Annotated in this window: 13 protein-coding genes and 1 other annotated feature; of the genes, 8 read left to right on the top strand and 5 right to left on the bottom strand. The window is 46.1% G+C overall.

The window, feature by feature from the left end; translation table 11 throughout:
* Positions 1 to 13: 13 nt before the first annotated feature.
* The 3 genes from gltB (NL643_RS05695) to gltB (NL643_RS05685) all read right to left on the bottom strand — a co-directional run bounded on the left by gltB (NL643_RS05695) (position 14) and on the right by gltB (NL643_RS05685) (position 10947).
* Complete coding sequence (gltB, locus tag NL643_RS05695; protein WP_253644070.1) at positions 14 to 4477, bottom strand: glutamate synthase large subunit; 4464 nt, start codon at positions 4475 to 4477, stop codon at positions 14 to 16.
* A gap of 450 nt (positions 4478 to 4927) precedes the next feature.
* Positions 4928 to 6397, bottom strand: a complete 1470-nt coding sequence (locus NL643_RS05690) for a glutamate synthase subunit beta (protein ID WP_253644069.1) — start codon at positions 6395 to 6397, stop codon at positions 4928 to 4930.
* Positions 6397 to 10947: a glutamate synthase large subunit gene (gene gltB / locus NL643_RS05685; RefSeq protein ID WP_253644068.1), complete on the bottom strand. Its 4551-nt coding sequence runs from the start codon at positions 10945 to 10947 to the stop codon at positions 6397 to 6399. Before gltB (NL643_RS05685) ends, NL643_RS05690 begins: the two co-directional genes overlap by 1 nt.
* 552 nt (positions 10948 to 11499) lie before the next feature.
* Here gltB (NL643_RS05685) and NL643_RS05680 point away from each other — a divergent pair.
* The 4 genes from NL643_RS05680 (at position 11500) to NL643_RS05665 (ending at position 17289) form a co-directional block, all read left to right on the top strand.
* Positions 11500 to 12459 (top strand): TIGR01212 family radical SAM protein, encoded by a 960-nt coding sequence (locus tag NL643_RS05680; protein WP_047009093.1) that lies wholly within the window; start codon positions 11500 to 11502, stop codon positions 12457 to 12459.
* A gap of 35 nt (positions 12460 to 12494) precedes the next feature.
* Positions 12495 to 14243 (top strand): diguanylate cyclase, encoded by a 1749-nt coding sequence (locus NL643_RS05675; RefSeq protein ID WP_253644067.1) that lies wholly within the window; start codon positions 12495 to 12497, stop codon positions 14241 to 14243.
* A gap of 240 nt (positions 14244 to 14483) precedes the next feature.
* Positions 14484 to 16838, top strand: coding sequence for an aerobic respiration two-component sensor histidine kinase ArcB (gene arcB, locus NL643_RS05670; protein ID WP_047009095.1), 2355 nt, complete (start codon positions 14484 to 14486; stop codon positions 16836 to 16838).
* A gap of 1 nt (position 16839) precedes the next feature.
* Positions 16840 to 17289, top strand: coding sequence for a hypothetical protein (locus NL643_RS05665; RefSeq protein ID WP_253644066.1), 450 nt, complete (start codon positions 16840 to 16842; stop codon positions 17287 to 17289).
* An 83-nt stretch (positions 17290 to 17372) separates the two neighbouring features.
* Here NL643_RS05665 and arcA read toward each other — a convergent pair whose 3' ends face one another.
* Positions 17373 to 18089, bottom strand: a complete 717-nt coding sequence (gene arcA / locus NL643_RS05660; RefSeq protein WP_005381824.1) for a two-component system response regulator ArcA — start codon at positions 18087 to 18089, stop codon at positions 17373 to 17375.
* A 361-nt stretch (positions 18090 to 18450) separates the two neighbouring features.
* Here arcA and NL643_RS05655 point away from each other — a divergent pair, with 361 nt between their 5' ends.
* Together NL643_RS05655 and NL643_RS05650 are read left to right on the top strand one after the other, a co-directional pair.
* Complete coding sequence (locus NL643_RS05655) at positions 18451 to 18858, top strand: DUF3293 domain-containing protein (protein WP_031780532.1); 408 nt, start codon at positions 18451 to 18453, stop codon at positions 18856 to 18858.
* Positions 18859 to 18913: 55 nt separating this feature from the next.
* Positions 18914 to 19396, top strand: a complete 483-nt coding sequence (locus tag NL643_RS05650; RefSeq protein WP_005396309.1) for a putative 4-hydroxy-4-methyl-2-oxoglutarate aldolase — start codon at positions 18914 to 18916, stop codon at positions 19394 to 19396.
* Here NL643_RS05650 and NL643_RS05645 read toward each other — a convergent pair.
* Positions 19393 to 19863, bottom strand: coding sequence for a ribonuclease regulator (locus tag NL643_RS05645; protein WP_168187826.1), 471 nt, complete (start codon positions 19861 to 19863; stop codon positions 19393 to 19395). The two genes, NL643_RS05650 and NL643_RS05645, sit on opposite strands and share 4 nt — an antisense overlap.
* Positions 19864 to 20287: 424 nt before the next feature.
* Here NL643_RS05645 and thrL point away from each other — a divergent pair, with 424 nt between their 5' ends.
* The gene (thrL, locus tag NL643_RS05640) at positions 20288 to 20365 is read left to right on the top strand and encodes a thr operon leader peptide (protein ID WP_074192076.1); all 78 of its coding nucleotides are present in this window, start codon (positions 20288 to 20290) and stop codon (positions 20363 to 20365) included.
* Positions 20301 to 20420: a sequence feature (Thr leader region), on the top strand. Its footprint overlaps the gene before it by 65 nt.
* Positions 20421 to 20473: 53 nt before the next feature.
* The gene (gene thrA, locus NL643_RS05635) at positions 20474 to 22933 is read left to right on the top strand and encodes a bifunctional aspartate kinase/homoserine dehydrogenase I (protein ID WP_006742684.1); all 2460 of its coding nucleotides are present in this window, start codon (positions 20474 to 20476) and stop codon (positions 22931 to 22933) included.
* The last annotated feature ends 7 nt before the right edge of the window (positions 22934 to 22940 follow it).

Raw genomic sequence — 22940 nt, 5'->3', positions numbered from 1 at the left:
ACATCCTCCATGATTACTGGGCTTGAACGCGCAGCTCAGCAGCACTGCGGCTCTGGTGACCAAGTAGCGTGCGAAGATCTGCCGCTTGTGGTTTCACCAAATAGAACTTTGGAATCCATTCATCAAAGTTCGCCAAAATATTTTCTGCATGACTCGAGCCTGTTTCTTCAAGGTGTTCTGCAATTAGGCCACGCAAATGTTCTTGGTGGATGTATAGATCGGACAATGAGATGGCTTCGACAGACTCAGTATTAACTCGACCTTCAAAGCTCTGGTTTTCATCCAGAACATAGGCAAAGCCTCCGGTCATACCTGCACCAAAGTTCACGCCTGTTGCTCCTAGAATGGCAACAATACCGCCAGTCATGTACTCACAAGCGTTATCTCCCGCACCTTCAATGACGGCAATCGTACCTGAGTTACGTACCCCAAAACGTTCACCCGCTTTACCTGCCGCGAACAGTTTACCGCCCGTTGCGCCGTACAAACATGTGTTACCAATAATGGTGGCTTCATGACACTTGAACGCTGTACCTAAGTGAGGTTTTATGGCGAGCTTGCCGCCTGCCATGCCTTTCCCTACGTAGTCATTCGCATCACCTGTGAGGTACAGCTCTACACCACCTGCGTTCCAAACACCAAACGACTGACCTGCAGTGCCGTCAAGATAGATTTTGATAGGGGAAGCAGCCAAACCTTGGTTGCCATAGCGCTTCGCTATTTCGCCAGATAAGCGTGCACCCACAGAACGATCAGTGTTGATGACATTGTAGAAGAAACTTGCCGATTGGCTGTTTTCTACCGCATGCATAGCATCATCAATGATCTTTTGATTGAGCTCAGCTTTATCAAACGGTTTGTTTGGCTCTGTCCAAAACAGCGGATGACCTTCAGGCGAGACGGGAGCTTCTAGAATGTTGGATAGATCCAATTTGGTTTGCTTCGCGGTAAACCCTTCTACTGCTTCAAGTAAATCGGTACGACCAATCAAGTCCGTCAGTTTTTCAACGCCTAGCTCAGAAAGCAGCTCGCGCACTTCTTCTGCCAGTCCGGTGAAGTAGTTCATCACCATTTCAGGTAAGCCTTTGAAGTACTCTTTACGCAGCGTTTCGTCTTGAGTCGCAACCCCTGTTGCACAGTTGTTGAGGTGACAAATTCGTAGGAACTTACAACCCATAGCTACCATTGGCGCTGTACCAAAACCGAAGCTTTCTGCACCTAAAATTGCGGCTTTAACTACGTCTAAACCAGTCTTTAGACCACCGTCTACCTGTAGGCGGATCTTATGACGCAGACCATTAGCAACCAGTGCTTGTTGTGTCTCTGCCAACCCCAACTCCCAAGGGCTACCAGCGTATTTTACCGAAGTTAATGGGCTTGCTGCGGTACCACCGTCGTAACCCGAAATGGTAATAAGATCAGCGTAAGCCTTGGCTACGCCCGTTGCGATGGTGCCGACACCTGGCTCGGAGACGAGTTTTACCGAAACCAGCGCATTCGGGTTGACTTGTTTAAGGTCGAAGATCAGCTGGGCCAAATCTTCAATTGAATAAATATCGTGGTGCGGAGGAGGGGAGATGAGAGTCACACCTTGTACCGAATAACGCAGTTTTGCGATTTCTGCGGTGACTTTGTGTCCCGGTAGCTGACCACCTTCACCCGGTTTAGCTCCTTGCGCTACCTTGATTTGTAGTACATCTGCATTAGTAAGATAATGAGGCGTTACACCAAATCGGCCTGAAGCAATTTGTTTGATACGTGAGTTACGTTCAGTGCCGAAACGGCGAGGATCTTCACCGCCTTCACCGGAGTTTGAATAGCCACCAAGACGGTTCATCGCAGTCGCGAGGGCTTCATGCGCTTCAGGGCTAAGTGCGCCAATGGACATGGCCGCAGAGTCGAAGCGTTTGAACAGTTCGGTTTTCGGTTCTATTTGCTCTAGTGGCAGCGGTGAGTCTGATTTTTTCAGCGACATTAAGTCACGCAGCATGGCAACAGGGCGTTGGTTTACCTGCTTAGCAAAGCTCTGATAGTCGTTACTTTCGCCAGATTTAACGGCCTGTTGCAGCGTGCCGACAACATCCGGGTTGTAAGCATGATACTCACCTCCATGGACATACTTTAACAAGCCGCCATGATCAATCGATTTACGTTTCGCCCATGCTTTGCGAGATAAGTTTGTAAGATCTTGCTGGAAGTCGTCAAAATTTGCGCCTTCAATACGAGTTGTGACGCCTTTAAAACACTGGTCGACCACATCTTGGTTCAAGCCAACTGCTTCAAACAGTTGTGAGCAGCGGTAAGAGGCGATGGTTGAGATCCCCATCTTTGACATGATTTTATACAGGCCCTTGTTGATGCCGTATTGGTAGTTCTGCATCACATCGCGATAGTCTTTCTCTAGTGCCTTATCATCAATCAGTTTACCTAACGCTTCATAAGCAAGGTATGGGTAAACTGCAGTCGCACCAAAGCCAAGCAAGACAGCAAATTGGTGTGGGTCACGTGCAGTTGCGGTTTCGACTACAATGTTGGCATCGCAACGTAAGTTCGCATCAATCAAACGAGTTTGAACGGCGCCGACTGCCATTGCCGCTGGAATTGGTAACTTGCCTTTGACCAAAGCGCGATCTGAAAGTACCACTAAAACCGTGCCTTCACGTACGACTTGCTCTGCTTGCTCACAGAGATCATTAATGGCTTGTTTAAGATCTTTCTCTTGTGGGTCGTAGTTGATATCTAGAATGGTATTACGGTAGTGATCGTCACCAAGCTCGAGCAGTTGCTGCATGTCTGAATAAAGCAGTACAGGCGAATCAAATGTTACGCGATGCGCGTGGCCATCGGTTTCGCAGAAGACATTCATTTCCTTACCGATACTGGTCGCCAGTGACATCACGTGTTTTTCACGCAGTGGATCGATCGGTGGATTGGTGACCTGAGCGAACTTCTGGCGGAAGTAGTCAGTTACCAAGCGCTCTTTTGAGGAGAGCACTGCCATTGGAGTATCGTCACCCATAGAACCAACGGCTTCTTGGCCCATTTCTCCGAGTACACGCAGAACTTGGTCGACTTCTTCGTTCGTCATCGCGAATTGCTTTTGATAAGTCTTAAGTAAGTCTTCATCAAAGCTGCGCTCGCCTACTTGATCCTCAGGTAGCTGAGAAAATGGTGTGAGTTTGCGAACGTTGTTTTCCATCCATTCGCGATAAGGGTGACGAGATTTCAGATCATTATCGATCTCGCTAGACTGCCAAAGCTTACCTTTACGAGTGTCGATGACGAGCAATTCCCCCGGACCTACACGCCCTTTTTCGGCAACTTCATCTGGGGCGTAATTCCAAATCCCTACCTCAGATGCCAGAGTGATCAACTTGTCTTTGGTAATTACATAACGTGCAGGACGCAGACCATTTCGGTCTAGGTTACAAGCAGCATAACGACCATCGGACAGTACGATACCTGCTGGGCCATCCCATGGTTCCATGTGCTTGGAGTTGAAATCGTAAAACGCCCGCAGATCCGGATCCATATCTGGGTGGTTTTGCCATGCAGGCGGCACAAGCATACGCATGGCACGGAAGATATCCATGCCGCCAGCTAAGAAGAGATCCAGCATATTATCTAAGCTGGAGGAGTCTGAACCGGTCTCGTTCACAAATGGTGCTGCAGTTTGAAGATCGGGCAGCAGTGGTGACGAGAACTTGTAAGCACGCGCTCGTGCCCATTGTCGATTACCTTCAATGGTATTGATCTCACCGTTATGAGCAAGATAGCGGAACGGCTGAGCCAATGGCCAACGCGGTTGAGTATTGGTAGAAAAACGCTGGTGGAACAGACAGATAGCGGATTCCATGCGTAGATCAGCAAGATCAAGGTAGAAGCGAGGCAAATCCGCAGGCATGCACAGGCCTTTGTACACCAAAACTTGAGTCGACAAGCTACAGATGTAGAAATCAGGATCTTCGGTGATTTGTTTCTCGATGCGACGGCGTGCGATGTAGAGACGACGTTCAATGTCACGCTCTCGCCAACCAGCCGGTGCAGAGATAAAGACTTGCTGAATATTTGGAAGCGAGTTAGCCGCAATTGGACCGAGCACTTCTGAATTGGTTGGAACTTCACGCCAACCGGCCACCGTTAGCGTCTCTTGCGCAAGTTCTCTGTTGACGATGTCTTTAGCGAGTTGAGCTTTGACCGGATCTTGGTTGAAGAAAATCATCCCTACGGCGTATTGCTTGCCAAGGTTGAAACCATTTTCTTCGGCAATAAGACGTAAATAGGAATCGGGCTTTTGTAATAGAAGACCACAACCATCACCGGTTTTACCATCGGCGGCAATACCACCACGGTGGGTCATTCGGTCAAGTGCAGAAATTGCTGTACGAACCAGCTTGTGGCTTTGTTCGCCTTCCATATGCGCGATCAAGCCAAATCCACAGTTGTCTTTCTCAAGACTTGGATCATAAAGAGCCATTGCAATTCTCCCTTTGCTTATCCGTCATCCCGACAGATATATCAACACTGCTTACGTTGATAGTGATGACTGAATATGCGTCATCTTTATGGTTTTATGTATATTTATTCAATAAAAGCTGTGAAATATTTAACATTTTTTGAGTGTTTTATTTTCATCAACTTCACAAGCTATAGCTTATTGTAAAAAAGGTCAAGTTATTAGTGGATAATCACGTGAATATGCGATTTACCATTTAATAAGCTAAAATAGTTTAATGATTTCAAATAGATAGAAAATTGATTGTTACAAAAAAGTAACATTTGATTCTGTGGGAAATAAAAAAGACCAGCATAAAATGCTGGTCAAAATAGAAAGATTGGAAGGAATTGTTTTCTTTCTTTGCTAATAGCCATCGATATCGCTGATGGCTATTTATGGCATTGAAAGAGGGAAGCGTGAATACTTCCGTTAAGCAGAAAGCATCAGTGAATCTGCTTTTGCTTCTAGGTTTGTGCCATCCATTAGGTAGTCATCGATAGCACGAGCACATTCGCGACCCTCGTTGATACAACGAACCACCAAAGATTGGCCTGTTCGCATATCACCAGCAGCAAATACGCCTTCTTGGTTAGTAGCAAAACCTTGAGTTGCTACGTTACCGCGATCATCTAGCGCGATATCCAGTTGAGCAAGCACGCCTGTAGGTTCTGGGTGTAAGAAGCCCATTGCTAGGAACGCCATATCACATGGGATCACTCGCTCGCTGCCTTCTACTTCTTTGAAGCCTGGACGCTCGCCAGGTTTCGCCTCTTCCCAAACGATATCAGCCAAACGAAGACCAGTCACTTCACCTTTGTCGTTACCGATGAACTCTTTGGTTAGGATGTTCCAGTGACGATCAACGCCTTCTTCATGAGATGTCGAAGTACGCAGGATCATTGGATATTGAGGCCAAGGCATATTAGCAGGACGCTTTTCTGGTGGAATCGGCATGATTTCCACTTGAGTTACACTTGCTGCACCGTGACGGTTTGATGTTCCCACACAGTCTGAACCAGTATCACCACCACCGATAACCACAACATGTTTACCCGCAGCGTGAATTTCTTCTGTTTTCAGGTCCATGTTATTTGCACGTCGGTTGTTTTGACCTAGGAATTCCATTGCGAAGTGAACGCCTTTGAGCTCACGACCCGGAACTGGCAAATCACGTGGAACCGTTGAGCCACCCGTCAGTAGAACCACATCGAACTCTTGACGCAGTTGCTGAGCATTTACATCAACACCGACGTGTTGGTTTACTTTAAACTCAACGCCAGCTTCTGCCATTAGATTGATCTTACGATCAATGACTTCCATGCTCAGTTTAAAATCTGGAATACCGAAACGCAGCAGACCACCAACCTTCTCGTCTCGCTCGAATACTGTCACGGTATGGCCTGCGCTGTTTAGCTGCTCAGCAGCCGCAAGACCAGCAGGTCCAGATCCAATGATCGCCACCGTTTTACCAGTGCGAGAACGTGGCGTTTTTGGCTTGGCGTACCCTTCACGATACGCCGTTTCTACGATGGTTTTCTCGATATTACAGATAGTGATTGGGTCTTGGTTGATGCCAAGTACACAAGCACTTTCACATGGAGCAGGGCAAACACGACCAGTGAACTCTGGGAAGTTATTGGTTGAGCTTAGAATGTTCCATGCTTCTTCCCAGCTATCACGATAAACCGCATCGTTAAACTCTGGGATGATGTTACCGATAGGGCAGCCGTTATGACAAAACGGCACACCACAATCCATACAACGAGACGCTTGAGTATTGATCTTGTCACCAAACTCCTCGTTCAGAACGAACTCTTTGTTGTTCTTGATGCGTTCAGCTGGGTCGATCTTCTGTGGTAGTTCACGACCATGCTCTAAAAATCCAGTAGGCTTACCCATTATACGGCCTCCACTTGAGTTTCGTTTCCTTGAGACTGTGCTTCAGCTTTACGCTTTTGAAGCACCGCTTTATAGTCACGCGGCATTACCTTAACCATAGAGGCTAGGCTTGCTTCAAAGTTGTCTAGGAAAGACTGAGCGACTTCACTTCCTGTGAATTGAACATGCTTAGTTAGCATGTCGAGTAATAGATCTCTGTCTTCTTGCTCGATTGGATCTAGGTCTACTAACTCTGGGTTCAGTTTCGACTCAAAGTCGCCTGATTTATCCCATACGTAAGCCACGCCGCCACTCATACCTGCGGCAAAGTTACGACCTGTTGAACCAAGGATAATTGCTGCACCGCCCGTCATGTATTCACAACCGTGGTCACCGACGCCTTCTACTACTACTTTCGCGCCTGAGTTACGAACACAGAAACGTTCGCCAGCCATACCGCGAATGAAAGACTCACCCGAAGTGGCACCGTAGAAACACACGTTACCAACCACGATGTTATCTTCTGCGACAATGCTTGATTTCGCATCTGGGTAAAGTACTAACGTACCGCCAGATAAGCCTTTACCCCAGTAGTCGTTCGCGTCGCCTTCTACTTCGAACTTCACGCCCTTAGCTAGGAATGCGCCGAATGACTGACCCGCTGAACCTTTGAACTTCACGTTCATTGGTCGAGGTAGGCCGGCATCTTTGTACACTTTCGAGATTTCGTTCGACAGCATGGTGCCCGCAGAACGGTCAGTGTTGACGATAGGGAATTCGGCATTCACCGCCTCGCCTTTCTCGAGAGCAGGAATCGCCGCTTGAATCAGCTTACGGTCTAGTACCGATTCCAGATTGTGGTTCTGTTGCGTTTGGTTATGGATACCGTCTGACTCACGTGGTTGTTCAACGTGTAGAACAGGAGACAGATCTAGGTTCTTGTATTTCCAGTGAGAAACGTCTTGGCGAATCTTCAGCTTCTGACCTTGGCCGACCATCTCATCGATAGTGCGGAAGCCAAGTTCAGCCATGATTTCACGTAGACCTTGTGCCATGTATTGGAAGAAGGTTACGACGTCTTCTACGCGGCCATCAAAGCGCTCGCGAAGCGTCTTGTTCTGAGTCGCGATACCAACAGGACAGGTGTTCTTATGGCACTTACGCATCATGATACAACCTTCAACCACCAATGCTGCGGTTGCCACGCCCCATTCTTCTGCACCAAGTAGTGTTGCCACTGCAAGGTCGCGAGGTGTTTTCATCTGACCATCCGCTTGAACCACGATACGGTTACGTAGACCGTTCTTTAGTAGCGTTTGGTGTGTTTCTGCCAAACCAAGTTCCCAAGGAAGACCAGTATGACGGATTGAAGACATTGGGGATGCACCAGTACCACCGTCGAAACCTGCGATTAGTACAACGTCTGCTTTCGCTTTCGCTACACCGGAAGCGATCGTACCTACGCCAGCTTCCGATACCAGCTTCACGTTTACACGACCCGCGCGGTTCGCGTTCTTCAAATCGTAGATAAGCTGAGCCAAATCTTCGATTGAGTAGATATCGTGGTGTGGTGGTGGCGAGATAAGACCGACGCCCGGAGTTGAGTGACGTGTAGCACCGATCCAGTCATCTACTTTATCGCCTGGTAGCTGACCACCTTCACCTGGTTTCGCACCTTGAGCCATCTTGATTTGTAGCTCATCAGCGTTGGTTAGGTAGTAAGAGGTTACGCCGAAACGACCCGAAGCTACCTGCTTGATTGCAGAGCGTTCCCAATCGCCGTTCTCTTTGCGCTCGAAACGCATTGGGTCTTCACCACCTTCACCAGAGTTCGATTTTGCGCCAAGGCGGTTCATCGCAACAGCCAATGTGGAGTGTGCTTCGTAAGAAATAGAACCAAATGACATTGCACCTGTCGCGAAGCGTTTCACGATGCTTTCAATTGGCTCGACTTCGTCGATAGAGATAGAACCAGCTGGGTTCTTAATGAATTCTAGCTGGCTACGTAGCGTTACCGCGTTGTCACCTTGTTTATCGACTGCTGTCGCGTACTGCTTGAACTGATCGTAGTTCTTGTTGCGCGTAGACTCTTGCAGTAGCGAGATGGTTTCTGGGTTGAATAGGTGCTTCTCACCACGCTGTTTCCATTGGTAAACACCACCCACATCCAGCATTTGAATTGGGATTTCGCGTTGTGGGTAACCGATGCGGTGACGAACGAGCACTTCTTTAGCAATATCGTCAAGGGTGAGACCTTGGATACGAGAAACTGTACCTGTGAAGTACTTGTCTACCACTGACTTATGAATACCTAAGGCTTCGAAGATTTGCGCACCGTGGTACGACTGCAGGGTTGAGATACCCATCTTCGAGAAGATCTTCAGAAGACCGCCATTGATCGCTTTACGGTAGTTGTTGAACAGATCACGAGGGTTCGCTTCTGGGTCCAGCTTCTTCGTACGCTGAAGCTCAATGATGGTTTCAATCACTAGGTATGGGTTAACGGCGTTGGCACCGTAACCAATTAGCGTTGCAAAGTGGTGCGTTTCACGCGCGTCACCGGTTTCAACCACAATGTCACACTTCGCACGTAGACCTTTGCGGATCAAGTGGTGATGCACTGCACCAACTGCCAGCATGGCTGGGATAGCGGCGTGGTTTGAGTTCACTGCGCGGTCAGTTAGCAGGATGATTGAGTAACCATCAATAACCGCGTCTTCTGCGTATTGGCAGATACGTTTTAGTGCGCGCTCAAGCTTGCCTTGGTCTTCACTGGCTTGGAATACGATATCTAGCGTTTTCGCCTGAAGATGCTCGTTATCGATCGCACGCAGTTTCTCAAGCTCAGAGTTCGCCAGAACAGGCGATTCCAATTCGACTTTCTGACAGTGAAGTGGTGTTTCAGTCAGAAGGTTTTGGTCTTTACCCAAGTAAGTGTTCAGCGACATCACCATACGCTCACGGATCGGGTCAATCGGTGGGTTAGTTACCTGTGCGAACAGCTGCTTGAAGTAGTTTGAAAGATGTTGAGACTGATGAGATAGAACTGCAAGAGGCCAGTCGGCACCCATTGCTGACAATGGTTCTTTTGCGTCATTCGCCATTGGAACGATGATTTCGTTCACTTCTTCAGTACTTACGCCAAACGCTTGTTGGCGGTGTAGAAGATGTTCTGGCTTAGGTTGGCTGAACTGGTTGCTCGCATCTGGCAGCTTCTTCAAGCTCAGTAGGTTTTCTTCTACCCACTTTTCGTAAGGCTGCGCTGTTGCGATGGTGTCTTTCACTTCTTCATCAGAGATGATGCGACCTTGCTCTAGGTCTGCAACGAAGATGCGACCCGGTTGTAGACGACCGCGGAACTCAACGTTCTCTGGCTCAATATCCACAACACCAGATTCTGATGCCATTACTAGGAAGTTATCTTTGGTCACTGTGTAGCGAGAAGGGCGCAGACCGTTGCGGTCGAGTGTCGCACCAACTTGAACACCATCAGTAAAACATACCGAAGCCGGACCATCCCATGGTTCCATGATGTTCGCGTGGTACTGATAGAACGCGCGACGCTTAGGATCCATGTTTTTGTTTTCTTGCCATGCTTCCGGGATCATCATCATCAATGCGTGCGGCAGGCTACGACCAGAAAGAACTAGGAGCTCAAGTGCCATATCAAAGTTAGATGAATCCGAACTGCCTTCCTGGCAAATAGGAAGCAGCATGTCGATTTCAGCTTGGGTAAATAGATCGGATTCAATGATCGCCTCACGGGCTTTCATCCAGTTCAAGTTACCTCGAACTGTATTGATTTCACCGTTGTGGGCAATGTAACGGAAAGGTTGTGCAAGACGCCATTTCGGGAAGGTGTTGGTAGAGAAGCGAGAGTGTACCAGTGCCAGTGCAGTCACCATGGTCGGGTTTTGCAGATCAAGGAAGTACTGAGGGACTTGCTCGGTCGTTAACTGACCTTTGTACACCAATGTCTTGTAAGACATTGAGTTAATGTAGAAGTCATCACCAATGTTCGAAACGCTTTCTAGGCAAACACGTACAGTGTAGTTACGAAGTACGTACAGTTTGCGCTCTAGCTCTTCAGGTGTCATACCTGGACCACCAGAGATAAACACATGCTCAAACTGAGGTTCTGTGCTTAGCGGGTCGGCACCGATCATCGAGTTATCGGTTGGCAAAACGCGGTAGCCAATAACTTCAAGGTCTAGACGCTGAGCATTGCGTTCTAGAATGTCACGGCATTGCTCGCGTTTGTATTCGTCTTTCGGGAAAAGTACGACACCCACACCATACTTTTCAAATGAAGGCAGTTTAATGCCGAGCTTAACGGCCTCTTCTAATAGGAATTCATGAGGTTTTTGTAGCAAGATACCCGCACCATCACCGCTGCATGGGTCACAACCTTGACCACCACGGTGCTCCATGCGAGCTAGCATATCCAATGCTTGAGTCACTACTTCATGAGATTTACGGTTTTTAAGGTGAGCAACAAAACCGATACCACACGCGTCATGCTCCAATTCAGGAGTATATAGACCCTGTGGATTTTGCTCTCTATCTACCATAGATACATCCTTCCAGTTCAATGTCGACGCAAAAGCACCAGGCAGGCAAATGCCACCTAGACCATTGATTACGTCTTGTCCTTTATATTTATTATCGCCACCGATCTAGGTTGACCGATCTTGATTCCTTTCCGTATCTCGCAGGAAAAGTTTTGCGAGAAAAACAATCCTTGGTGGTATCCCTTTATTTATTGCCACTATTTAGTGATTTATATAGGTAGGAGTGGGATAACACCGACAAATCCCGCAGTGTACTTTGTAATAAAAGTCACAAAAATAACGGGGTTGTGTAAGTATCCTACAATTTTGTCACTTCAGAATGCAATGAAAAAGTCGACGTTGTGACCCAATTTTTTCGTTTAATTATGCATTTTTAGTTTAACATTTACGCAACATGAACGTTTTTTATCTGTATTTATGCAGGTTTATTGATTTTGAGCCGTATGATGTTTGTTTGAATTGACTAGTATTGTGTGTTTTTTCTTGCAGGGATGTAATTTATTTACACAGATCGTAGTGAGATTGATTACGGTTCATTGTTGGTGAGAATTTATGCAGTTACATGAGTTGGTCAATACAATCGGCCAAGATCTTCAGCGTCGATACGGTGAAAAAGTCCATAAACTAACGTTGCACGGTGGATTTAGTTGCCCTAACCGAGATGGCACGATTGGTCGGGGAGGATGTACTTTTTGTAATGTGGCTTCGTTTGCGGATGAAGAAGTACAGATAAAGAGTATTCACGATCAGTTGAAAGATCGTGCGGGCGAAATTCATCGAGCGAAGAAGTATCTCGCTTATTTTCAGGCTTACACCAGTACTTATGCGGAAGTGCAAGTGCTGAAAAATATGTATGAAGAAGCACTAAAAGCGGCTGATATTGTGGGATTGTGTGTCGGGACTCGTCCAGATTGCGTGCCTGATGCCGTATTAGATTTGCTGTCTGACTATGTACAGCAAGGTTATGAAATTTGGCTAGAGTTAGGGCTTCAAACCGCTAATAACGACACCCTTAAGCGCATCAATCGCGGTCATGATTTCGAATGTTATGCCGAGATCACCAAGCGTGCGCGTGCGCTAGGTATTAAAGTCTGTACTCATTTAATTGTTGGATTACCGAAAGAAAGCCGCGACGATAATATTGAGACGCTGCAAAAAGTGTTAGCCGTGGGCACGGATGGCATTAAGTTACATGGCTTGCATATTGTGGAAGGCAGCACCATGGCGAAAGCGTGGCGTGCAGGACGATTAGAGGCGCCAGAGCTAGAAGAATATGTCGCAATTGCCAGTGAGATGATTCGTATGACGCCACCGGACGTGATTTACCATCGCGTTTCATCAGCAGCTCGTAGACCTACCTTATTATCGCCACTGTGGTGTGAAAATCGCTGGCTGGCGATGACTGAAATTGGTCGAGCCCTCAGTGAACATGGTGCTCAAGGAAGCCTAACGGGAAACGCTTTTATCTATACTAAACCGGAATTAATAGCAGATCGCTCAATAAATAACTGATATATTTTAACCAGTTTTCTTTAAAGGTTTAAACGATGGATCAGTTACTCAATTGGCTTTGGGATGGTCAAGGCGGTTATGGCTATGTCGTCTTGTTATTAATTGCTAGCGTGTGCGCGTTAGCACTGATCTATTTGCACTTTCAAACATCACTTAAGCAACTCGTAACGGATTCACCCTATCCAGTCATAGTGCTGGATACTGGCCATGCTCAGATCTTGTTATCTAACCAAGCTGCGATGCAGTTATTAGGTATTCGCTCTCTAGGCACTGGATATTTGTATCCCGCTTTATTCGATATTCGTGAGCTTGAGTCGTTTCTCGACAGTGTCTCTAGTCGTCATTTTAGCCAGCAGATATTTGATTGGCGCTTATCTGAAAGCGAATCTATCAAGGTGGAGTTGTCAGGAAGAAAGAGTTTGCTGCGCAATCACCGTGTTTGGATCATCTACGCGCAGCCATATCAATCCACTCATCAAGAGCAGCAACAAGAGCTTGCGCAATTAACGATTGCCCGTTCGGCACTAGACTCACTCTCTGAGTTAATCTGTACCCAAGATCGCCAAGGGAATTTATTAACGACGAACCGAGCATTTGAGCAATTTTGGGAAGGGCGAAGGGAAGAAGCCTGCGCATCAAAGGCTTCCATGGGTGAGGCTACCAGAAAGAGTGAGCGCAAGTGGACGACGGATCCACAAGGTCGCAGTTGCCTATTGGAAGTGAATCAAAACTCCCTTGTGTCACCGAGTGGTGAGCTGATCGGTACATTATCCATTAGTCATGATGTGACCGAGTGGCACAAAATGCAGCAAAACCTGAGAGATGAAATGGAGCGGCGTAAAGATACAGAAGTTGCGTTGGCGCAAAGGGATACTATCTTACAAACTATTCTTGACGCTAGCCCTGACTCTATCGGTATCTTCAATGAGAATATGGTCTATCAAGCGTGTAATAAACCGTTCGTTAATGCATTAGGTATTTCAGACGTGTCTGATTTGATCGGTAAGCGCCTTAAAGATGTCATTCCTGAAGAGATGTACGCTCGCTTAGCTGCTAGTGATTTAGATGCATTGCGTCAGTCAGAACCTGTCCGATACATAGATAAAGTCGTTAGCAGTGATGGAAAAAGTACGTGGTTTGATGTGGTGAAATCGCCCTTTAAAGATAAAGCTTCAGGAACGAATGGTGTGCTGATCATGGCGCGTGATATTTCTGAACGTTACCTTGCCGAACAAAAGTTGGAGAGAGCCAATTTAGAGTTAGAAAAGTTGAGCTTTATGGATAGCTTAACTCAGGTATCGAACCGACGCCGCTTCGATGAACAACTGCAGGTACTATGGTACCACCATGCCCGCGAAAAGCTGCCGCTCACTATCATGTTGTGTGACATCGACTTTTTCAAAGATTACAACGACTGTTACGGCCATCAGCAAGGTGATGAAGCATTGGTCAGTGTTGCTACCGTATTCACAAAAGTCATCAATCGCTCCTCGGATTGTGTTGCGCGTTATGGTGGTGAGGAGTTTGGATTTATCCTGCCGAATACCACAACGGAAGGCGCGAGCAATGTAGCGCAGCGTATTCATGAACAAATTCGACAACTCGATATGGAGCACGACAGCTCAGAAGCATCGGAACGTCTCACGGTCAGTATCGGTCTTGTCTCTTATATTCCTCAACATGGTGATGAACCGGAAATGGGTATTGCCATGGCTGACAGTGCGCTATACCAAGCCAAAGCGGATGGACGTAATCGCACCTGTATTCACCCAAGTTCTTGCTAACGCTTTGTGACCGCTTGCTCTAAGTTGATAGCTGATTGTTTAAATCGCCGTATTAAACACGTTAAACTTACCGAAGCCTGTGCGTTCGTTGGTTAACTTATCTTTTTATCTGTTTAGCAAGCGCAGTTCGCACTACGTATTTTTCACTAATCACACAGACCTAAATTGCGTTAGGCCGAATATGTCTGCTCGTTTTTTATCATTGAAGGGCAACATCTAGCCAGCACCATGGAGTAGTTAATGAAACCCATGAAAAATCTCGCCCAGTATTATGTCGACTTGCTAGTCAAACTGGGGATTGTTCGTTTCTCGATTTTGCTGGCCCTTGCGCTGGTGGCATTAGCCGTTGTGGTGCAGGTGGGGATTACTTTAGCTCTCAAGGGGCGAGTCGACGATATCGACATTGTCCGTTCGGTGTTTTTTGGTCTCTTGATTACACCTTGGGCGGTTTATTTTCTTTCTGTTGTTGTTGATCAGCTAGAAGAGTCTCGTCAGCGTTTAACCAAGTTGGTGTCCAAACTGAAAGACATGCGCTCGCGAGACCAAGAACTGAATTATCAACTGCAACAAAACATCGAAAAGCTCAACCAAGAAATTGAAGAGCGCATTAAAGCAGAAGAAGCTCGTGAAGAGGCGATGCAAGATCTCGAAAACGAGGTGTTCCAACGAGAGCGTACTCAGTTAGAGCTTGCGGAACGCACTGCACTACTGCGTTCATTTATTGATGCCTCGCCAGACTTAATTTACTACCGCAATGCCGATGGTGTGTTCTCCGGTTGTAACCGGGCAATGGAAGAGCTAACAGGCAAGAAAGAGCACCAGTTAGTCGGATTAAGCCCTTGGGATGTGTATAGCAAAGAAATCGCTGAGCACATCGTTGATACTGACCAAAAGGTCTTCGCCGATAATCAAGCCATCACTTACGAGCAGTGGCTAGAGTATCCTGATGGACGCAAGCACTACTTTGAACTGCGTAAAGTGCCGTTTTACAGCAAAGATGGTCGTCACCTTGGATTGGTAGGTTTTGGCCGTGATATCACTGAACGTAAACGTCATGAAGAGTCGTTAGAGAAAGCAAGCCGTGATAAGACTACTTTCATCTCAACCATCAGTCATGAACTGCGAACGCCACTAAATGGCATTGTGGGTTTAAGTCGCATGCTTCTCGATAGTCCGTTGACAGAAGAGCAGCGCAAACACATGCAGACAATCAATGTGAGTGCGATTACGCTAGGTAACATCTTCAACGATATTATCGATATGGATAAGTTTGATCGCCGCAAGCTAGAACTATTACCTGCGCCACTTAACTTCGAAGACTTCGTCGCCGAGATTGAAAGCATCTCAGCTTTGATGGCGGAGCAAAAAGGGCTGCGCTTTGACTTAGAACGTTTGAGTGATTTACCAAAAGCAATTGAAGTGGATGCGACCCGTTTACGTCAGGTAATTTGGAACTTGGTCAGCAACGCAATGAAGTTTACCAAAGAAGGTGGCGTTGTGATGACGGTGAGTGCGGATGTCGAAGACGATTTTGCCACCATTATTATGGAAGTGGAAGACACAGGTATTGGTATACCGGAAGATGAGCTTGATAAAATCTTCGCCATGTATTACCAAGTGAAATCAGGTAAAGACAACCTACATGCTGTCGGGACTGGTATAGGCTTGGCGGTGTCAAAACAGCTGATCAATATGATGGATGGTGACATTACTGTCGCTAGTGAAGAGGGTTTTGGTAGTACTTTTACCGTATCGATTCACGTTCCTATTGTGGAACTCGAAGAACCTGTCATTGATGCAAAACGCGACAATATGCATCTCAACATCTTTATGGTCGAAGACATTGAGCTTAACGTCACTGTTGCCAAATCGTTGCTTGAGAGCTTAGGGCACTCCGTTACCGTGGCGATGACGGGACAAGAAGCGCTCGTGAACTTTGTGCCAGAAAAATATGACTTGGCGTTGTTGGATATTCAGCTGCCTGATATGACGGGGTTTGATGTCGCAAATTATTATCGCGAGCATTATAACAATCTGCCTCCATTGGTCGCCCTAACAGCTAATGTGATGAAAGATCGTCGTGAATACTTAGATAACGGCATGGATGATGCCATCAGTAAACCGCTTGCTGTGAACGCCATTCAGTCTGTAATTGATAAATTCTTCGCGCATCAGGTAGAGCAGCAAGAGCAACCTGAGAGCGTTCCAGAAACAGTGGAAGAGCCGACTCCTTCTCCTGTGATTGAGACACACTTGCTCGATATGGATATGTTAGAGTCTTACGTCGACATTGTTGGTGCCAAGCCGGTCTACGACAGCATAAAAATGTTTGAAGACATGATGCCAGACTATATTGATGTCTTAGACTCAAACATGACGGCAAAAGATCAAGATGGGATTGTTTCTGAAGCGCATAAAATTAAAGGTGCAGCAGGTTCGATTGGCCTCAAACGTATCCAAAGTGTGGCGCAGAAAGCGCAATCTCCCGATATGCCAGCATGGTGGGAAAACATTTCAGACTGGGTTGAAGAGATCAAAAATGAATACCAAAACGATATTCAAGTCCTCAAAAGTTGGTTGGAACAAAGGAAATAACATGAAAAAAATCGCACCGTTGGCGTTGGTTATAGCATTGATGGCTGGCTGCAGTTCCGTTCCAAGTGTGAACTGGCAACAAAACAGTCAGATTACGATTAACCAGGTGAATGTCGAGCTTAAAAGTAACTTATGGGTGAACCTGATGCCGACCGTTGGGGAAGTGCAAGAGCAAAGCATTCAAGGATCACTTTACCTTGAAGGAGACCAGTTACTCCCAGCCAACCTGACTGCCGAAGCGCTTATTATCAAGCAAGGGGAAAAAGAGTGGTGGGTGGATGAAGACTCTTTAGAAACTCGAACTCATAGTGAGAGCCAATGGGAAGTAGCCTTCACGTCTCAGGTAGACGCGGACACAGAAAAATCGGTTGATGTCGCGGTACTTTTAGACGACGCAGGTAAACAGCGCTGGTTAGTGGAAAAATACGTGAAGATTAACAAGGTTTATTAGATTCAGTGATTGTCCGCTAATTGCTAAACCCAAAATAAAAGGGCTTGCTCAATGAGCAAGCCCTTTGCGTATTAGCGATTCAATTAGTCTTCTAGATCGCCACAGAAGCGGTAACCTTCGCCGTGGATAGTCGCGATGATTTCAGGAGTACCTGAAACAGACTCAAAGTGTTTACGAATACGACGAATCGTTACGTCTACAGTACGGTCATGCGGCTTAAGTTCACGGCCAGTCATCTTCTTAAGAAGATCGGCACGAGTTTGAATTTTACCTGGGTTCTCACAGAAGTGCAGTAGAGCTCGGAACTCAGAGCGAGGGAGCTTGTAGCTATCACCAGCAGGGCTTACTAGAGAGCGGCTGTTGATGTCCAGTACCCAACCATTGAATTCATACTTTTCTACTGAGCGTTTCTCTTCTTGCACCGCGTTAGAGCTCATTGAGCGGCTAAGTAGGTTGCGAGCACGAATAGTCAGTTCACGTGGGTTGAATGGTTTAGTGATGTAGTCATCTGCACCAATCTCAAGACCTAGGATCTTGTCCACTTCATTGTCACGGCCTGTCAGGAACATTAAAGCAATGTTCGCTTGTTCGCGTAGTTCACGCGCTAACAGAAGGCCATTCTTGCCTGGAAGATTAATGTCCATAATAACCAAGTTGACTGAGTTGTCAGACAACACTTGGTGCATCTCTTCACCGTCACTGGCTTCAAAAACAGCGTATCCCTCTGCTTCAAAAATACTCTTAAGAGTGTTACGAGTTACTTGCTCATCTTCAACGATAAGAATCTGCGGGGTTTGCATTGGCGGTACCTAAATTTGTGACAAAATTGTGCTAATAGAATAAATTCTAGGCAAAAATATAACATACAGGTAATGTGATTTTGATAATAAATCAAGTTGATCAAAAAAACACTTCTTTCAGTTATCCGCCCTCCATGGAATTTTGCCAACTCACCAGTATCCAATGGCGACGTTTATTCTAAAGGGCTTGTTTACCTTTCATTTCCTGCTTTCTGTGGGGCCTGAAACGTAAACACCCTAAGATATGGAGCGGATTTTATATTGTTAACAGCATGCTAACAATGCTCAAATGTTAATTCCATTCAGTTTGTTGATTTATATCAATTGATGAAATGTAACTGTTATTAATCGTTTAAGACTTATGATAGAAAAAAGTAATACGAACATAGACGCATCGTTATGGAATGCTTATTCAGAATCTTTTTTCAGATTCGAGGCCGAGTGGTGCGTTTCAAACTACGCTGTGATAACCGCTTGGAACCCATACAGTAATTTGCGGTCCAAAGAAGAGAACTGCATAAGCAATCAAGCATTAGAAACACTGCTACAGCACGTTAATTACGCGCCTATCACAGTAGGTGACAGCTCTTTTACATGGTATGAGGAAAGCTTTGCCGTCGAGTTATCACCAGAGGCGGCGGTCGCATTGGCGAATGACTTTCAACAAAACGCGATTTACTACGTCATTGATGATCAACTTTACCTTATTGCGTGCTCACAGCCGAAAGTGTTGCATAAGTTAGGCTCCCTTAAGCCTCGGCTCGTATAGGAAAGGATACTACTCACCGAAGCACTGCTTGGGTGAGAAAATTCACGGAGGAAATATGAGAGACATTACACCCGATATTTGTGACCAATTTGAAGACCAAGTTACCCTGCTTACTTTGCCACTGCAGAACTTTGGTCAACGCACCGCTTTTTACGGAGAAATTGTCACAGTGCGTTGCTATCACGACAACTCAAAAGTACGTGAAGTACTGGGCGAAGATGGAACGGGGAAAGTATTGATTGTTGACGGACATGGTTCGTGTCAGAAAGCATTGCTTGGCGATCAATTAGCAATACTCGGAATAGAAAATGGGTGGGAAGGCATTATTGTCTATGGTGCAATACGCGACGTAGCACAAATATCTCAGATGGACATTGGCGTGCAAGCACTTGGTACCAATCCGTTTAAGACAGAGAAGCGAGGTATGGGAGAGGTCAATGTGACCTTAACGATGCAAAACCAAATCGTGCAGCCGAAGCATTATGTGTACGCTGATTGGAATGGTGTGTTGATTTCAAAGCAAAAATTAGATTTCTAAAAACGAAAGCCTAAACCTACCTCAATACCTTGTTGCCAATCTTGGTAATCAAGAGTCGCGTGAAGATCTAGTTTATCGGTGATTTTTACGCGACTTGAAACTTCAGCTGCGAGGCTGCTGTCTTCTTGGCGAACACCTTCCGCAGTCTCATTCTTGTAAGAGCGAACCGTACTTTTTAGTGTGACACGATCATTGAAGTGATAGCTGATCCCACTCAAAAAACCGCTCTGGTTTTGGGTTGGAGAGTTGTTGACTCGTGCACCGACGTAAACGTCTACTGAGTCAAAGAGTTCGTACGCATAACCCGTGTCGATATTCCAAACATCGAAACTGTCAGATTGATAGCTGTCGCTGGAAATAAATAGTTTATGAGGAGAAGGGGATGTTTTGCCTGGAAGAGGCGGAAGCTCGTTTGCTAGACAAACGCCAGGCACAAAAAACAGCAACAGAAAAAGCCCTCTTTTCATGCTCACCACTCCTTGTGTCAACTTTTTTATTAGTATGTGCCCAAAGCTTCTCACTATTAAAGCATAGAATATGAAAGCTAGCTCACCTATTTTCTAAATAATTCGATCCTGTGAACATAGGTCACAGTTAAGTTGTTGTTAAGTGTCAACAACTCCCTTTCATAATTTGATCTTACGCTTTATGACGAAGATCAGACTAGTTATGGAGTAAAAAGTGAGACTGATGACGATGGGATGAGCCCCTACAAAAATAAGCGACAGATTTCCTAACGAGCAATAACATCCAATTAGCTTTAAATATCAATAAGATTGCTTAGCAGAAATCGCTGTAAGGCTGAAAAACAAACAATTTTTTGTTGACTATGAATCGGAAACTCGGTAAACGTAGAGTTAAGCAAACACAATTAACGTTGAATATTTATTTATGCCATCTAACAGCCTAGTAGTAATGACCACGACCATTATTATTACCGACACGACACATGTTGGGGCAGGCTGCTGAGCGAAAGAAATTCACAAAAAAGGCCTGTATCCAACAAGATACAGGCCTTTTTTTATGCTTTTTTATCCAGAATTTAGACAAGTTTGAGAAGATATACCGGAGGAAGGGATGCGAGTATTGAAGTTTGGCGGTTCATCACTAGCTGATGCAGATCGCTTTTTAAGAGCGGCAGACATCATTGCCAATAACGCTCAACAAGAAGAAGTGGCGGTTGTTCTTTCAGCCCCAGGTAAAACAACAAATAAATTGGTTGCGGTCATTGAAGGCGCGTTGCGCAATGGTGAAGCAGAGCTGCAAATCAAAGAGTTGGATGAATCGTTTAAAACGCTCTTCACTCAAATCCAAGCAGTGCTACCCAATATTGATGGTTCAGCTTTCGATAACCAAGTGAAAACCTCGCTATCTCAATTACGTCAATTTGTTCACGGCATCAATCTATTAGGTATGTGCCCAAACAACGTAAATGCACGCATTATCAGTAAAGGTGAGCGTGTTTCCATTCAGTTGATGAAAGCTGTCTTGGAGGCGAAGGGACAACAAGCGAGCTTGATCGATCCTGTCGAGTATCTGTATGCCCAAGGTGATCATCTTGAAGCTATGGTTGATGTGGATATTTCAACGCAAAACTTCCGTCAAAAACCCCTTCCTCAGGGTCATGTGAACATTATGCCGGGCTTTACAGCTGGCAACGAAAAAGGAGAGCTTGTCACGCTTGGTCGTAATGGCTCTGACTACTCGGCAGCGGTTCTTGCAGCTTGCTTACGTGCAGACTGTTGTGAAATCTGGACCGACGTTGATGGTGTATACAACTGTGACCCACGTTTAGTCGAAGATGCTCGCCTACTTAAATCACTAAGCTACCAAGAAGCGATGGAGCTTTCTTATTTTGGTGCTTCCGTTCTGCACCCGAAAACCATCGCCCCTATTGCTCAATTCCACATTCCATGTCTGATCAAAAATAGCTTTAACCCTCAAGGTGCAGGTACTCTTATCGGCCAAGATACTGGTGAAGATAATCTTGCGATCAAAGGTATTACAACACTTAACGACCTAACCATGGTTAACGTATCAGGCCCTGGTATGAAAGGCATGGTAGGCATGGCGAGTCGTGTATTCGGTGCGATGTCGTCTGCTGGTGTATCTATTGTTCTGATCACTCAGTCTTCTTCTGAATACAGCATCAGCTTCTGTATTGAGGCTGAAGATAAAGCGAAAGCGCAGCAAGTACTGGCAGATGCGTTCGAGCTAGAACTGAAAGATGGCTTACTAGAACCGGTCGAGTTTATTGATAATGTTTCAATCATTACGCTTGTTGGTGACGGTATGCGCACATCGCGTGGTGTGGCTTCTCGCTTCTTCTCTTCTCTTGCTGAAGTGAACGTGAATATCGTGGCGATAGCACAAGGCTCATCAGAACGTGCGATTTCTGCCGTTATTCCAGAAGACAAAATTTCTGAAGCGATCAAAGCGTGTCACGAAAACCTATTCAACTCGAAACACTTCCTCGATGTGTTCGTTGTTGGTGTTGGTGGTGTGGGTGGCGAGCTTGTGGATCAGATCGAGCGCCAACAAGTCAAACTGGCTGAGAAAGGCATTGTGATTCGAGTTTGTGGCTTAGCAAACAGCAAAGGTCTTTTGCTTGATAGCGAAGGCTTACCGCTTGAGCACTGGCGTGATCGTATGTCAGCAGCCACAGAAGAGTTCAGCCTAGCGCGTCTGATTTCTTTGGTACAACGCAATCATATTATCAACCCAGTATTGGTTGATTGTACGTCCAGTGAAGACATTGCTAAACAATACGCCGACTTTCTAGCGGCAGGTTTTCATGTTGTAACACCAAACAAAAAAGCAAACACAGCAAGCATGGCGTACTACCATCAGCTTCGCGATGTGGCTCGTAGCTCCCGTCGTAAATTGATGTATGAAACAACCGTAGGTGCAGGCCTACCGGTTATTGAAAACTTGCAAAACCTAATTTCTGCAGGCGATGAACTGGAGCGCTTCAGCGGTATTCTTTCGGGTTCTCTTTCTTATATTTTCGGTAAGTTAGATGAAGGAATGAGCTTAAGTGAAGCGACGAATATCGCAAAAGAAAATGGCTTTACTGAACCAGATCCTCGTGATGACCTGTCTGGTATGGATGTCGCGCGTAAGCTGTTGATCCTGGCTCGTGAAGCGGGCATGTCACTAGAGCTTGAAGACGTTGTTGTTGACCAAGCGTTACCGCCAGGCTTTGATGATTCAGGCAGTGTTGATGAGTTTATGGCGCGTCTCCCAGAAGCGGACGCTTACTTCAAAGAGTTATCGGCTAAAGCAGCAGAAGAAGGCAAAGTACTGCGTTACGTTGGTGAAATTAACGAGGGCAAGTGCACAGTAAGCATCGCTGCGGTGGATGAAAACGATCCGATGTATAAAATCAAAGACGGTGAAAACGCACTGGCATTTTACAGCCGTTACTACCAGCCAATCCCACTTGTGTTGCGTGGCTATGGCGCAGGTACTGAGGTAACGGCTGCGGGTGTATTCTCTGACGTGATGCGTACTTTAGGTTGGAAACTAGGGGTATAACAAGAAT

The organism is Vibrio sp. Y42_MX_L11, assembly GCF_024181785.1.
Taxonomy (GTDB): Bacteria; Pseudomonadota; Gammaproteobacteria; order Enterobacterales; family Vibrionaceae; genus Vibrio; species Vibrio diabolicus.
Note: the sequence above shows the minus strand (reverse complement) of the source record. Positions and strands in the feature narration are given on the sequence as shown.